Source organism: Streptomyces sp. NPDC030222 (assembly GCF_055573115.1).
In genome coordinates this window covers 32,948-46,998 of the sequence record NZ_JBVICA010000009.1, presented here as the reverse complement: position 1 = coordinate 46,998, position 14,051 = coordinate 32,948, and the positions used below count along the sequence as shown (strand labels likewise).

Here is a 14,051-nt window from a genome sequence, read left to right as displayed (position 1 = left end):
GGGCCTCAGGCGTCACGGACGTGACGCCCCGCCGCCCCTCGGGCCTCTCGCATCGGACCCCGGTCGGCATCACGGCCATTCGATGTCGTCGCCGCCGGCGCCCTGCGTGACGACGGTGGCCGGGGAGACCGCCACGGACACGGTCGGGGTGGGCCCGACCGGCCAGTCGATGTCGCTCAGCGGGAGCATGGCGGCTCCCAGGGCCGAGACTACGGCGGCGGTGGCGGCGAGGAAGTGCATGCGCATGACTACTCCATACGGGAGATTCAGAAGGGAATCCGGGGAGGAAACGCTGCAGAACTGACGTACCACGCTGAAACAGGCACTCGGTGCCCGGCTGATACAAGCCAATCTAGGACCCCCCGATCGATGTTGACAAGGGAGTTTCCAAAAATTGCCAAGCTGTTGAACCGTTGTGCCAAATGTGTGGCGCGCAAGCGTCGACGATCACATATCGCACGTGGTCACGCTGGCCTTAGGATGGAGTCACATGAGTCAACAGGGTGCCTGCGAACGGCCGCTGCACACCTTGAGCAACTGATTGCGGGGACGACATGCCACAAGAGACGTCCTTCGGCGTCCGCCTCAAAGCACTGAGACAGAAGGGTGGCCTCTCCCAGGCGGCGCTGGCCGGCGAGGAGATCTCCACCGGCTACCTGTCGCGTCTGGAGTCCGGTGCCCGGCAGCCCACCGAACGCGTGATCGGCTACCTCGCCGAGCGCCTGGGCGTCGACCGCTCGGCGTTCTTCTCCCCGCACACCACCGGCTCGCTCAGCGAGGCGGTGAGCGTCGCGGCGTCCACGGACAGCGACGACGCCGTCGAGGCGCTCGCCGCCGCCCTCGCGTCGTCCCGGAACGAGGACCCGCTGCTGCGCTGGCAGGCCCTGTGGCTGATCGCCCGGTTCCGGCACCGCCGAGGGGAGCGCGCCGAGGAGCGGGCCGCCCTGGAGGAGGCCACCCGGATCGCGGACGGCCTCGAGCTGCCCGCCCTGCAGTACCGGTCGCGGACCGAACTCGCCCGCTGTCTGCGCTCGGCCGGCCAGGTCGCCGAGGCGCTCGAACTCGCCGTCAGCGCCTACCGGGTGGCGAAGGACTCCGGCGCGGCCGTGGCCGACACCGGCAAGGCGCTGATGACGCTGGTCTCCGTCGAGGCGGAGGCCGGCCGGCTGCCCGACGCCCGCGCCCACGCGGACGAACTGGTCGGCCTTGTGGCGGACCGGTCGGACGCGCTGCGCGCCGAGGCCCTCTGGGCGGCGGCCACCGTCCGGTCCCGTCAGGGCGACGACGCCGAGGCACGCGACTTCCTCCGGCAGGCGATGGACTCGCTGGACAGCCGCGTCGACCCCGTCCTGTGGGCGCGGCTGCGGCTGGCCGCGGCCTCCCTGTACCTGCACGCCCGGCCGGCCCTCGTCGAGGAGGCCCGCGGGTGCCTCGCGGAGGCGGAGCGGGCCCTGTCCCTCGTCGGCACGCCCGTGCAGCAGCAGGAGCTGCTGACGCTGCAGGCCCGCCTGGCGTTCGAGGAGGGGCGTCACGCCGAGGCCCGGGCCACCCTGGACCGGCTGGACTCCGACCGGCTGGCCCTCGGCTACCGGGACGGCATCCGGCTGCGCACGCTCGAAAGCCTGCTGCTGATCGAGGAGGGGCACCGGGAGCGGGGGTTGGCCCAGCTGAAGAAGCTGGGCGAGGACGCCCACCGGGACTCGAACCTGGACCTCGCCGCCGAGATCTGGCGGATCCTCGCCGAGTCCCTCGACCAGCCGGAGAAGGCGGGCTGAGACCGGCGGGCCCGGCCCTCCGCACACGGTCAAGGCTCCCCGCGCACGGTCGACGCGCGGGGAGCCGTACGTACACGGCCCCGGAGGCCGGTGGTCAGCGGCTCAGCACCCGCTCCAGCCAGGCCACCCGGGCCTGGTGGGCCGCCCGGGAGACCACCGCGTCCGGCACCCACTCGTCGAAGCTGTGGAACGCGCCGGACCACACGTGGAGTTCGGCCTCACCTCCCGCCTCCCAGATGCGTGCCGCGTACGCCATTGCGTCGTCGCGCAGCGCCTCCGCCGATCCGACCTCGATGAACGCGGGCGCCAGGCCCGCCACCTCGGCGGCGCGGGCGGGCGCGGCGTAGCAGGAGACGTCCGCCGTGCCGCGCCGGTCGCCCAGCAGGGCCTGCCAGCCCGCCTGGTTGGACAGTCCGTCCCACAGGCCCACGCGCTCCATCTGCCCGGCGGAGAACGTGTCGCAGCGGTCGTCGAGCATGGGGAACTGCAGCATCTGGCCCGCCGGCCGCGGTCCGGACCGGTCCCTGGCCAGCAGGGCGAGACCGGCCGCTAGCGCGCCGCCGGCGCTGTTGCCGCTGAGCACGATCCGGTGCGGGTCGAACCCCTCCGCGGCGGCGTGCTCGGCGAGCCAGCACAGCCCGGCGTAGCAGTCCTCCACGGGTGCCGGATCGGGGTGTTCCGGAGCCAGCCGGTACTCGACGGCCACCACGGCGAGGTTCAGTTCCCCGGCGCGGTCGAGCTCTCCGGCGAGCTCGGTGCTGCGGTGGCTGCCGGCCACCATGCCGCCGCCGTGCGTGTGGTAGATGACCGGGACCGGGCCGACGGCGGCCGTCGGCCGGCAGCTGAGCAGGGTGATCGGCGGGGCTCCGGGCGGGCCGGGGACGGTCCGTTCCTCGACCGCGAAGGTGCCGTCCCGGCGGATCTGCTCGTCCGTCAGCCGGCCTGCCAGGGAGCGGCGGCGGCGGTCGGGGACGAGCCCGGGCGTCAGGGGCATCGGCAGCTCGGCGAGGATCTTGCCCAGCGGGGCGGCCAGTTCGGGGTCGAACGGGGGCGGCGGGGCCTGTCTGCCGCGTCCGCGGCGCGGTGCGGAGGAGGTGGTCACGGTGCTCCTCACTCCGCGCCCAGCAGGGCGAACGCGTCGACCTCCAGGAGCAGGTCGGGGCGGTAGAGGGCGACGACCTGGACGACAGTGCTGGCCGGCGGTCGGCTGGTGTCGATGAACTCGTCGCGCGCGGCGAGGATCAGCGACACGTGCGCGATGTCGGTGACGTAGTAGGTGAGCTTCATGACGTCGGCGAAGCCGGCGCCGACGGCGGCGAGGCAGCGCTCCATGTTCCGGAACACCTGCCGGGCCTGCTCGGTGGGATCGCCGGCTCCGACGAGTTCGCCGGCGGCGTCGAACGGCATCTGGCCGGCGATCGCGGCCAGCCGTCCGGTGCCGGACACCACGTGGGTGTAGCCGGAGCTGGGGGCGACCCCCGGGGGGTCGGACAGGTGGGTGAGCCCTGCGCTCAGGGGGTGGTCCGCCATGGCGGCGACTCCTCGGGTCGGTTGCGGATGGGTGGGGTTGTCACGCTGCGGTGAGGTGTACGGGGAGGCTCTCGGCTCCGTTGACGGCGAGGGAGTGCAGGCGGCGGACGGGTCCGGACTGCTCCATGTGACGCACGGTGTCGAGGAGTTCGGTGAACAGCACGCGCATTTCGGCCCGGGCGAGGGTGGAGCCGATGCAGAAGTGCTCGCCGGCGGCGAGGGCCAGGTGCCGGTTGGGGGTGCGGGCGATGTCGAACCGGTACGGGTGGGCGAAGACGTCCTCGTCGCGGTTGGCGGAGGGCAGCCAGAGCACGACGCGGTCGCCGGCGGCGATCCGTTCGCCGCGGATCTCGCACGGCCGGGTGGCGACGCGCATGCTGTGGGTGGCGCTGGAGGTCCAGCGCAGCACCTCCTCGATCGCCGTGGAGAGCAGGCCGCGGTCGTCCGCCAGCCGGTGCCACTGGTCCGGATGCTCCAGAAACGCCTGGATGCCGCCGATGAGGGCGAGGCGGCCGTTCTCGGTGGCGCCGATGAGGTTCTCGCAGTTGAGGACGATCTCCTCCTCGGTGAGGAGCGCGCCGTCGACGGTGCCGTTGACCAGGGAGCTGACCAGGTCGTCGGTGGGCCGCTCCATGCGCTGGAGGAGCAGTTCCTCGAAATACTCCAGGAGCCGGGGGTGGGCGACCAGGGAGGTGTGGGCCTCGAACGCCTCGTTGGTCCACCGGTACAGGTCCTCGTGGTCCCGTTCGGGCACGCCGATGATGTGGCAGATGACCGCGAGGGACAGCCGTCCGGCGATGTCGTGGACGACATCGCAGTCGCCCTGTTCCAGAGCCCGGCCGAGCACGGTTCGGGTGACCGCCCGGATGCAGTCGTCGAGGCCGCGGACGGCTCGCGTGTGGAAGTGGCCTGCCATCAGGGCCCGCAGCTGCTTGTGCCGGGGCGCGTCGGTGAGGGCCATGGTCAGGCCGCCGCCGGGGTCGTCGCCGAGTGCGGCCCGGCGCAGCAGGACGCCGTGCCGCGAGCTGAAGGTGGCGGCGTCCCGGTAGGCGGCGCGGATGTCCTCGTAGCGGGTGAGGGACCAGAAGGCGGGCAGCTCGCCGGCGGAATGCCGGTGGACGGGGGCGTGCGCGCGCATCCACGCCCACAGGGCGTGCGGGTCGCCGGTGGCGTGCAGCTCGGGGTCGGTGAGCCGGTCGGGCGACAAGACGGTGGTGGTCAAGACGGGGCTCCTGCGGCGAGGGTGTGCACGCGTTCCGTGAAGAGCTTGGTGAGGTCCCGCGCGGTGGTCCCGGCGACGGTGTCCGGCCGGAAGGCGACGTCCAGGCGCAGGCCGCCGCCCTGCGCGGGCCACAGTTCGGCGTGCAGTTCGAGGGGCAGATCGAGGTAGGGCTGGCGTACGAAGGTGGTGCGCGCGCCCGGCAGGTCGAGCAGCGGCGGGGCGTTGTCCTGGCAGGCGAAGAGGGTCTGGTAGAGGGGCGGGCGGCCGTCGCCGGGCGGGTCGACGAGGGACAGCACCTCCGGGAAGGGCACGTCCTGGGCGGCGAAGGCGCGGGCCACGATCCGTCCGGTTTGGGTGAGGGCGGTGGCCGTCTCGTCGAGGGCGGCGCCGCGCAGGCGTAGGCAGAGCATCGCGATGTGGCAGCCGATGGCGTGCTCCAGTTCCGCTCCGTCGCGCTGGGCGATGGGGACGCCCACGGCGAAGTCGCGCTGTCCGGTCACCTCCGCGAGGGCGCCGGCCCACTGGTGGAGCAGGACGACGAACCGGGTGACGCCGGCGGCCGCGGCGGCGGCGTCGACACGGGCGAGCACGGCGGCGGGCAGGTGGGACGTGATCAGGCCCGGGCCGGCGGGCTCGCGCAGCGCGGGCCCGGTGGGCCAGCGCAGGGCGGGCAGGCCCGCCAGTTCCTCGCGCAGCCGTGCGCGCTGTGCCTCCATGTCGGTCCGGCGCTGCCGTGCGAGCCGTTCGCGGTGGATCGTCGCGAGCGGCGGGCGGGGTCCGAGGGCCGCCGCGGCGGAGCTCAGGCCGGGCTGGTGACCGGTGGCCAGGTCGCAGGCGAGGACCCGTTCCGACCAGCGGTGGAAGGAGCGCCGCCGGGCCCGGTAGGCGGTGGCGAGGTCCTCGGCGAGGACCCGTTCCGACCAGCCGTCGAACGCGACATGGTGCACGACGCAGCCGAAGACCGTGGTCGGCCGGTCCGTGCCCCGGACGGGGACGGCGGCGGTGCGCCACACCTCGCCGAGGTCCGGGAAGAGTTCCTCGGCGAGGTGGGTGCGCGCGGCATGCAGCGCCTCGTCGACGCCGGCCGCCGGGGTGAGGACGTCGAGCGGCGGCGCGGGGAGGTCGGTGGGCCGGACCGCCGGACAGGGGTCGAGGACGTACGCGGCGCGCAGCGACTCATGCCGCTGGTGCACGGCGGCCACGGCGGCCTCCAGGGCGGCGAGGTCGAGGTCTCCCTCGATCACCCAGGTGAGCAGGCAGTGCCCCGTGCGGTCCTCGGGGTCGAGCAGCTGCCGGGTGAGATGGACCAGTTGCAGCGGTGTGGGCGCCGGCTCGGCGTCCTCGGCCGGCGGCGCGGGCGCCGGGCCGTCGGCGGAGAGCCGGGCGGCGAGCGAGGCGACGGTGGGGTGCTCATAGAGCCAGGAGAGCGGCACGGGCCGGTTCAGCCGGCCGGCGAGCCGGGCGCACAGCCGTCCGGCGCCGAGCGAGGTGCCGCCGAGCCGCACGAACGGCACGTCGAGCGGGACGGTGTCGCATTCCAGCACGGAGCCGAACGCCTCGGCGACGGCGCGTACCGCCGGGTCGTCCAGGGTGTCCGGGCGGATGCCGTCGGCGGTGGGCAGGTCGGGGGCGTGGGGCTCGGCGGGCGGTGTCAGGGCGAGCAGGGCCCGTTCGTCGAGCTTGCCGCGGGGTGTCACCGGGAACGTGTCGACGGAGACGACCGCGGCCGGGCGCTGGTACGGGACGAGGTTCTCGTCCAGTACGCGGCGGGCGCCGTCCAGCGGGTCGCCGGGGCGCGCCGGCACGCAGAACGCGACGAGTTCGAGGCCGCCGCCGGCGCCGCGGGTGAGGACCCGGCAGTGGCGTACGCCGGGGAGCAGCCGTTCCACCTGGCGCTCGACCTCGGCGGGTTCGACGCGGTGGCCGCGGATCTTCAGCTGCCGGTCGGCCCGGCCGTCGAAGCGGAGCAGGCCGTCGCCGCCCCAGTGCCCGAGGTCGCCGGTGCGGTAGACGCGCAGGTCCTGGCCGTCGAGGCGGACCTGCGCGAACCGGGCCGCGGTCAGCGCGGGGTCGCCCAGGTATCCCAGGGCGAGGCCGTCGCCGGCAAGGCAGATCTCGCCGGTCTCCCCCACCGCGCAGGGCCGGGTGCCGTCGAGGACGTGCACCTGGGTGCCGGGGACGGGCCGGCCGAGGGGGATGCCGCCGGGCGCGTCGCAGTCGGCCTCGGTGATGCGGTGGGTGGTGGCGAAGACGGTGCTCTCCACCGGACCGTAGCCGTTGAGGAGCAGGATGCCGGGGTGGCGGCGCAGGAAGCGGCGGACGTGGCCGACGGAGAGCCGCTCACCGCCGATGGCCACCTGACGCAGCCCCTGGAAGCTGTCCAGGGCCTCGTCCACGATCATGTCGAAGAGGCTGCTGGTGAGCCAGACCGTGTCCGCGCCCTGCCGGGTGACGGCGTCGGCGAGCCCCGCGGCCGACAGGTAGGGGTCCGTCACGACCACGGACATGCCGCCGTTGAGCAGGACCGACCACAGTTCGAGGGAGAAGGCGTCCCATGCGGTGGCGGCGGCCAGCGGCATCACGGTGTCGGGGCCGAATCGGGCGAAGCCGCCCTGCTGGAAGAGGCGTGCGGTCGCCCGGTGGGGGGTGAGGACGCCCTTGGGGCGGCCGGTGGTTCCCGAGGTGAAGAAGACGCAGCAGGGGTCGGCGGCGTCGACGTGGGCGGGGCGGAAGCCGGGCGGCGCGGCCAGGCGGCCTGCGGGCGGCGTCCAGACGGGGACACCGGTGGCCGGGGGCCGGCCGGCCGGGGCGATCAGGAGCGGCGGAGCCAGCTGGCCGAGGACGTCGGCCAGTCGCGGGGCGGGCCAGTCGGGTGGCAGCAGGCAGTAGGCGGCGCCCGTCTTGAGCACCGCGAGAAGCGCGGTGACCAGTGCGGTGCTGCGGGGCAGCAGGATCGGCACCACGTCGCCGGGGCCGACGCCGGCGCCGGCCAGCCGGGCGGCCCAGGCGTCGGCGGTCCCGTCCAGCTCCGCGTACGTGGTGACGCGCTCGCCCTCGACGAGAGCGGTGGCACCGGGCCGGGTGCGGGCCCGGCGGGCGAACGCCTCGTGCAGTCCGCCGCCGGGCGCGGTGCTCGGGGGACCCGCGGTCCACTGCGGATCTGGTCGCATGCTCGGTCTCTCCCCTCGGTTGCCGTGCGGTCGCCATCGGGTTCGACGACATACGGGGGCGACGACCACGGCCTGGCACGCTCCCCCACCATGTTGTCAATGACATTGCCATTGAGTTGCCTAATCTGGCAACCTCATTGGGCAGGCCGGTCGCGGCGCGGCTCTCCGCGGCGCCGGCTGCCGGTGCGCCGCCCTCCGGCCCGGAGAGCGGCCTGGCTCAAGCGAAGGTGAGGACATGGCGCGCGACCGTTCTCTCGACATCGCCGTGACCGGCGTCTCCGGCCGGTTCCCCGGGTCGTCGGACCTGGCCGAATGGTGGGAGGCCCTCAAGGCGGGCCGGGTGCTCACCACTCGGTACGACCGGCGGCGGCTGCTCGCGGCCGGGGTGTCCGAATGCCTCGTGGACGATCCGGACTACGTGCCCGTGCACGGCCATCTGCCCGATGCGGACCGCTTCGAGAACGCCCTGTTCCGGGTCAGTCCGCGCGAGGCGGAGACGATGGACCCGCAGCTGCGGCTGATGCTGGAGTGCGCGTGGACCGCGCTGGAGGACGCCGCCGTCGACCCGCTCGGCACCGGCACGACGACGGGCGTGTACGCCTCCGCCAGCGCCAGCGGCTACCTCCACCGCATGATCGCCTCCGGGATGCTGGACCCGCTGACGGCCGAGGACGCCCTGCACGGCGCCGCCCCCGACTTCCTGGCCGGCCTCATCGCGTACAAACTCGGCCTGACCGGCCCCGCGCTCGCCGTGCAGACGGCCTGCTCCTCCTCCCTGGTCGCCCTGCACATGGCCGTCCAGGCGCTGCTGAACGGCGAGTGCGACCAGGCGCTGGTGGTCGCCGCGGGCATGGCGTACCCCCAGGCGGGACATCTGCGGGTGCCCGGCGGCATCCACTCCGCCTCCGGCCACTGCCGGCCCTTCGACGAGAACGCGGACGGCGTGGTGGCCGGCTCGGGCGCCGCCTGCGTCGTGCTGCGCCGCCTCGACGACGCACTCGCCGCCGGCCCCGAGCCGTACGGCGTGGTCCTCGGCACCGCGGTCAACAACGACGGTGCGGCGAAGGCCGGTTACTACGCCCCGTCCGTCGGCGGCCAGCAGGCCGCGATCCGCGCCGCGCTGGAAGCGGCCGACGTGGACGGAGCGAGCATCGGCTACCTGGAGACGCACGGCACCGGCACGCCCATCGGCGACCCCATCGAGTGGTCCGCGGCCTCCACCGCGCTCCGCGAGGCCGGTGCGCGCCCCGGCCGGATCGCCGTGGGCGCCCTGAAGGCGAACACCGGTCACCTCGACAACGCGGCGGGACTCGCCGGCCTGATCAAGGCGCTGTTGGTGGTCCGGGACGGCGTCGTGCCGCCGCTGGCCGGCTTCACCCGGCTCAACCCGCTGCTGGAGACCGACGGCTCACCCCTGTACGTGCCGACCCGGGCCGCCGCGTGGCCGGGCCCCGAGCCGCGCCGGGCCGGGGTCAGCTCCTTCGGCGTAGGCGGCACCAATGTGCACGTGGTCGTCGAGGCCCCGCCGGTCCGGGCCGCCGGGCCGGACCGGGCGGACACACCGGCCGCGGGGCACCTGGTCGTGCTGTCCGCGGCGGACGGGGCGGCACTGGACCGCTCCGCCGAGCGGCTGCGCCGCAACCTCGCGGCGCACGCGCCGCGCCCGGCCGACGTCGCCCGTACCCTCGCCACCGGACGCGCCTCGCTCGGCGAACGGCTCGCGGTGACCGGCCGTACCACCGCGGAGGTCGCCGAGCGGCTCGCTACGGGCGCCGGTGTGGTGCGCGGCAGCCGCCCCGTGGACGGCCCGGCGCCGGTCGTCCTCGCCTTCCCCGGGCAGGGCGCCCAACGGCCCGGCATGGCCCGGCCGTTCGCCGAGGCGCTGCCCGGCTTCCCGGCGGCCCTCGCGGACTGCCTCGCCGCGTTCGGGCCCGGCCTGGCGCAGGTCCTCGACAGTGCCCTGTACGACCCGGACTTCCCCGGGGGCGAACTGGCGCAGACGCGGCTCGCTCAGCCCGCCCTCTTCGCCGTCGAGTACGCGGCCGCCACCGCACTGTGCGGGCTCGGCGTGGTTCCGTCCGCGGTGGTCGGCCACAGCCTCGGGGAGCTCACCGCCGCGTGCGTGGCCGGGGTGTTCGACCTGCCCGACGCGGCCCGCCTGGTCGCCCTGCGCGGCCGGGTGATGCAGGACTGCCCGCCCGGCGCCATGCTCGCGCTGGGCTGCGGCGAGAGCGAGACACGGGTGCTGATCGCCGGGTCCGGACTCGCCGTCGAGCCCGCCGCGTTCAACTCCCCCGGGGCCGGCGTGGTCGCGGGCACCGAGGGAGCCGTCACGGCGTTCGAGACCTGGCTGGCGGGCCGGGTCCACACACAGCGCCTGCGCACCAGCCACGCCTTCCACTCCGCGCTCATCGAACCCGCCGTCGCCCCGCTCCGCGCGGAGCTGGCGCGGATCGCCGTACGACCGCCCGCGATTCCGTGGGCCACCACCGACGGCCGGCTCGTGCTCCCGGGCGAGGCGGTCGACCCGTACGGCTTCGCCGAACGGGCACGCGCCACCGTGCGGTTCGCACAGGCCCTCGACGCACTCGCCGCGCACCTGCCGGGCGCGGTGGTCGTGGAGGCCGGTCCGGGCCGGGCGCTGTCCGCGATGGCGGCGGCCGCGGACCTGACCGCGGTGCCCCTCGGCGCCGGCCCCGGCGAACCGGCCGGCGGCCAGGGCGTGCTGACCGCGCTGGGCACGCTGTGGGCCATGGGCCAGCCGGTCGCGCTCGACCAGCTGTGCGCCACCGGTGAGCCGGTCCGGCTGCCCGGCTACCCATGCGCCGGCCCGCGCCGCATCGCACCGGAGGCCGCCGCCCACTCGGCGGCGGCCCGCCCCGCCACCCCGATGGGCGCCGCTCCGGTACCGGTCGCGGACCCGGCGGCGGCCGGGCCGGCCCCGGCTGCCGACACGGACGTCGCCGCGCTGGTGCCCCGACTCTGGCGCGAGCTGCTCGGCCACGAGGACCTCACCGACGACGCGGACTTCTTCCTGCTCGGCGGCGACTCCCTGCTGGTCACCCACCTCGCCCGCAAGCTGCGCACCGAGCTGGGCGTCAAGGTGCCGATGCGCGACCTGCTGCTCGGCCGGACGCTGGCCCGGCAGATCGAGCTCGTCCGCGGCCTCGTGGCGCGCGAACCGGAGGCCGCCGTCGCGGCCGGGTGATCCGCCCGCCGCACGGTGAACGGCCGCCGCCCCCGGAAGAAGGTCCCGGGGGCGGCGGCCGTCGCGGTGCAGCTCACACGGCCTGCGCGCCGACCGCAGTCGTGAGCTCCAGGAGGGGCATGCCCGGCACCTCGAAGCCGAAGACCTGCGCGTACGCCGAGAGTTCGGCATGCAGGCAGGCGACGACCGTGTCCGCCCGGCGGAAGCCGTGCTGCTCGCCGGGGAACGTGAGGTACGCGTGCGGGACCCCGCTGTCCTTCAGCCGCGCCAGGAATGCCTCGGCCTGGACCGGCAGGCAGACCGGGTCGTCGAGGCCCTGAAGCAGCACGAACGGAGCCCGCACCCGATGCGCCCCGCGCAGCGGGGACACCTCGGCGTAGCGGGCCGCGGCCTGCGGCCAGGGGCCGACCAGGCTGTCCAGGTAGCGGGACTCGAAGTCGTGCGTGCCGCGCGCGCTCCACCCCTCCGGGTCCAGCAGCGGGTAGTAGATGCCGGCGACGCTGTACAACTCGGGTTCCCGGACCAGGGACGCCGCGGCCGTCCAGCCGCCGGCGCTGCCGCCGCGGATGCCGACGCGACGCGGGTCGGCCAGGCCCTGCGCCACCAGTCCGCGGGCGGCGGTCGCGCAGTCCCGCACGTCGACCACGCCCCACTGGCCGCGCAGCCGCTCGCGGTAGCCGCGGCCGAAGCCGGTCGAGCCGCCGTACTGCACGTCGGCCACGCCGATCCCGCGGCTGGTGAAGTACGCCACGGACAGGTTCGCCACCAGCGGGGTACGGGTGGTGGGTCCGCCGTGCGCCTGCACCAGGAACGGCGGGCGTTCGCCCTCCGGTGCCGTGTGCCCGGGGTGGTACGGCGGGTACACGTAGGCGTGCACCTCCTCGCCGTCCTTCCCGTGGAAGACGACGTGGTGACCCGGCGGCAGGTACTCCGCGTACGTCGTGTCGGGTGCGCGCAGCACCTCGGCGCCGGCCACCGGCTCCGCGCCGTCCGGGTCGATCAGGAGCAGCGTGCGCGGCTCGCGCGGACCCGCGGCGGTCGCCACGAGCCGACGGCCGTCGGTGGCCAGCACCGCCCACTCGGTGTACCCCTCGGCGCCGTCGAGGTCCCGCAGCGTGCCGTCCGGCTCCAGTACCGCGATCCGGCGGCAGGCCGTGCCGTGGGCCACGAGCAGCCGCCCGCCGCCGAGCGGGAGGAACCACTGCGCCCCGATGCGCCACAGGGCGTCGCCGAACTCCTCCGCGCGCGGGCACAGTGCCCGCTCGATGCCGTCCGGGACGCGTTCGTAGAGGTTCCACCAGCCGTCCCGGTCGCTCAGCAGGTACAGCACACCGGGCCGCTCCGGGTCCCATTCGACCTGGCTGACCGCGACGCCGGGGCCGCCCGCCACCGGCTCGGCCGGGCCGGGCCGGCCGTCCGGGCCGATCGTTGCGCACATCACGGTCGTGCCGTCCCACGGCATGTCCGGGTGGTCCCAGCCGAGCCAGCACACCCGTGTGCCGTCCGGCGAGACCTTCGGGCCGGTCATGAAGTGGTGGCTCGCGGCGAGCACCCGGACGGCCGCCGGGTTCTGTCCGGCCGTGCCGTCCAGCGGCAGCGCGACCAGGTCCCGTCGCACATCGGCCGGATGGTCGCCGAAGGCCTCCTCGCGCAGGCACCACACCTCGTCGCCGACCCGGCTGAAGTCGCTGTACCGGGCGCCCTGGGGCACGGCTGGATCCGGGCTGATCGGCTCCGGCTCGCCGCCGGGCCGCGTCCGGTACACCCGCTGGTCGGCCCAGTGGGTGAAGACGCAGCCCGCCTCGGGGCCGTTCCCGAGCGGCAGCCAGGGCCGCCCGCCGTACTCGATGACCCGGGTGCGCACGTCCCAGCCGGGCCCGAGGGCCTCGGCGACGGTGCCGTCGGGGGCGCGTCGGACGAGCGCGCTGCGGCCGCCCTCGTCGGGGCGCAGCTCGGTCCACCACACCTCCTGGCCGACGAACGCGGCCCACTCGGTGCGCGCCTCGCCGGCCGCCGCGACCGCCGCGGTGACCGGCGAGGTCCAACTGCCGTACGGCGCGGTCCGCGTCGCGGCGCCGGTGCCTGTCGCGGGGCCGGGCGGGGTCGTGGGCCCGGACGTGCGGGGGTCAGTCACGGCCCGCGCTGTACGCCGTGGTGTCGCCGCGCAGTGCCTCGCTCGGGCGGCCGTCGACGCCGACCGGGGCGGGCGCGACGACGGTGAGGCGCTCGCCACGGCGGTACTCGTCGCCGTAGTCGTAAATGGCGTAGTGCGCCGTGGCCTGGTTGTCCCAGATGGCGATGTCGCCGACCCGCCACTGCCAGCGGACGGTGTGCTCGGGCCGGGTCAGGTAGCCCTGGAGCAGCCTGATGATCTCGCGGGAGGCGTCGGGGCCGTAGCCGACGATCCGGCGGGCGAAGCCGCCGAGCAGCAGCGACCGTTCGCCGGTCTCGGGGTGCACCCGCACCGCGGGGTGCTCGGCCTCGTAGGCGGTCGCGATGTAGTGGCCGCGCTCGATGACGGTGTCGTCGGTGAAGTCGCAGTCGTTGCTGTGCACGATGCGCAGCCGGTCGGCGAAGTCGCGCAGCTCCGGCGGCATGCTCCGGTACGCGGTGGCGGCGTTGGCCCAGACGGTGTCGCCGCCGACCGGCGGGATCACCTTGCTGTGCAGGAACGCGAAGGCCGGCGGGCGCTCGATGAAGGTGAGGTCGGTGTGCCAGTGGTTGGCACGGGTGCCCTGCCTGGAGTCCATCTCGCGCATGTTCGGCCGGCCATCGGGGGCGCTGTAGATCGGGTGCCCGAGGGTCAGCCGGCCGAAGCGCCGGGCGAAGGCGGCCTGGGCCTCGTAGTCCAGGTCCTGGTCGCGCAGGAAGATCACCTTGTGCTGGAGCAGCGCCGCGCGTATCCGCGCGACGGCGGCGTCGTCGAGCGGGCTGCTCGCGTCCACTCCGCCGATCACGGCACCGGTGTTCGTGGTCAGTGGCGTGACGGTCACGCCGGTCTGCGGCAGCAGAGTCTCCGTCATGGCTGTTGCCCTTCTGTGGGGTTTCCCGGGCCGGGGTGTCGGCCATCCAGACTTGACAAGATATTGCCACCTTCGTGACTTCAGTGGCAATATTCTTTGCCATGCAGCTCCACGGAGGACCAG

The 14,051-nt window shown here is 74.9% G+C and carries 9 protein-coding genes; 2 read left to right on the top strand and 7 right to left on the bottom strand.

Annotation, left to right across the window (positions count from 1 at the left end; genetic code table 11):
• Positions 1-69: 69 nt before the first annotated feature.
• Positions 70-246: a hypothetical protein gene (locus ACZ4Z5_RS15415; RefSeq protein WP_468262188.1), complete on the bottom strand. Its 177-nt coding sequence runs from the start codon at positions 244-246 to the stop codon at positions 70-72.
• Positions 247-554: 308 nt separating this feature from the next.
• Between ACZ4Z5_RS15415 and ACZ4Z5_RS15410 the strand changes: the two genes are divergently transcribed.
• Positions 555-1,775: a helix-turn-helix domain-containing protein gene (locus tag ACZ4Z5_RS15410; protein ID WP_468262185.1), complete on the top strand. Its 1,221-nt coding sequence runs from the start codon at positions 555-557 to the stop codon at positions 1,773-1,775.
• 94 nt (positions 1,776-1,869) lie between these two features.
• Here the strand turns inward: ACZ4Z5_RS15410 and ACZ4Z5_RS15405 are convergent, their stop codons facing one another.
• From ACZ4Z5_RS15405 to ACZ4Z5_RS15390, 4 genes are read right to left on the bottom strand one after another with little or no spacing between them, the layout of a single operon-like run.
• Entirely contained in the window at positions 1,870-2,877 is a 1,008-nt protein-coding gene (locus ACZ4Z5_RS15405) for an alpha/beta hydrolase (RefSeq protein ID WP_468262183.1), read from the bottom strand.
• An 8-nt stretch (positions 2,878-2,885) separates the two neighbouring features.
• Positions 2,886-3,305, bottom strand: a complete 420-nt coding sequence (locus tag ACZ4Z5_RS15400) for a RidA family protein (protein WP_468262180.1) — start codon at positions 3,303-3,305, stop codon at positions 2,886-2,888.
• 40 nt (positions 3,306-3,345) lie between these two features.
• Positions 3,346-4,527 (bottom strand): cytochrome P450, encoded by a 1,182-nt coding sequence (locus ACZ4Z5_RS15395; RefSeq protein WP_468262178.1) that lies wholly within the window; start codon positions 4,525-4,527, stop codon positions 3,346-3,348.
• Complete coding sequence (locus ACZ4Z5_RS15390) at positions 4,524-7,697, bottom strand: amino acid adenylation domain-containing protein (RefSeq protein WP_468262175.1); 3,174 nt, start codon at positions 7,695-7,697, stop codon at positions 4,524-4,526. Before ACZ4Z5_RS15390 ends, ACZ4Z5_RS15395 begins: the two co-directional genes overlap by 4 nt.
• A gap of 235 nt (positions 7,698-7,932) precedes the next feature.
• Here ACZ4Z5_RS15390 and ACZ4Z5_RS15385 point away from each other — a divergent pair, with 235 nt between their 5' ends.
• Positions 7,933-10,905, top strand: a complete 2,973-nt coding sequence (locus ACZ4Z5_RS15385; RefSeq protein ID WP_468262172.1) for a type I polyketide synthase — start codon at positions 7,933-7,935, stop codon at positions 10,903-10,905.
• A 73-nt stretch (positions 10,906-10,978) separates the two neighbouring features.
• Here ACZ4Z5_RS15385 and ACZ4Z5_RS15380 read toward each other — a convergent pair whose 3' ends face one another.
• Complete coding sequence (locus ACZ4Z5_RS15380; RefSeq protein ID WP_468262169.1) at positions 10,979-13,039, bottom strand: S9 family peptidase; 2,061 nt, start codon at positions 13,037-13,039, stop codon at positions 10,979-10,981.
• Positions 13,032-13,928 (bottom strand): TauD/TfdA dioxygenase family protein, encoded by an 897-nt coding sequence (locus ACZ4Z5_RS15375; RefSeq protein WP_468262166.1) that lies wholly within the window; start codon positions 13,926-13,928, stop codon positions 13,032-13,034. The genes ACZ4Z5_RS15380 and ACZ4Z5_RS15375 overlap by 8 nt, the downstream gene beginning before the upstream one ends.
• Positions 13,929-14,051 lie beyond the last annotated feature (123 nt).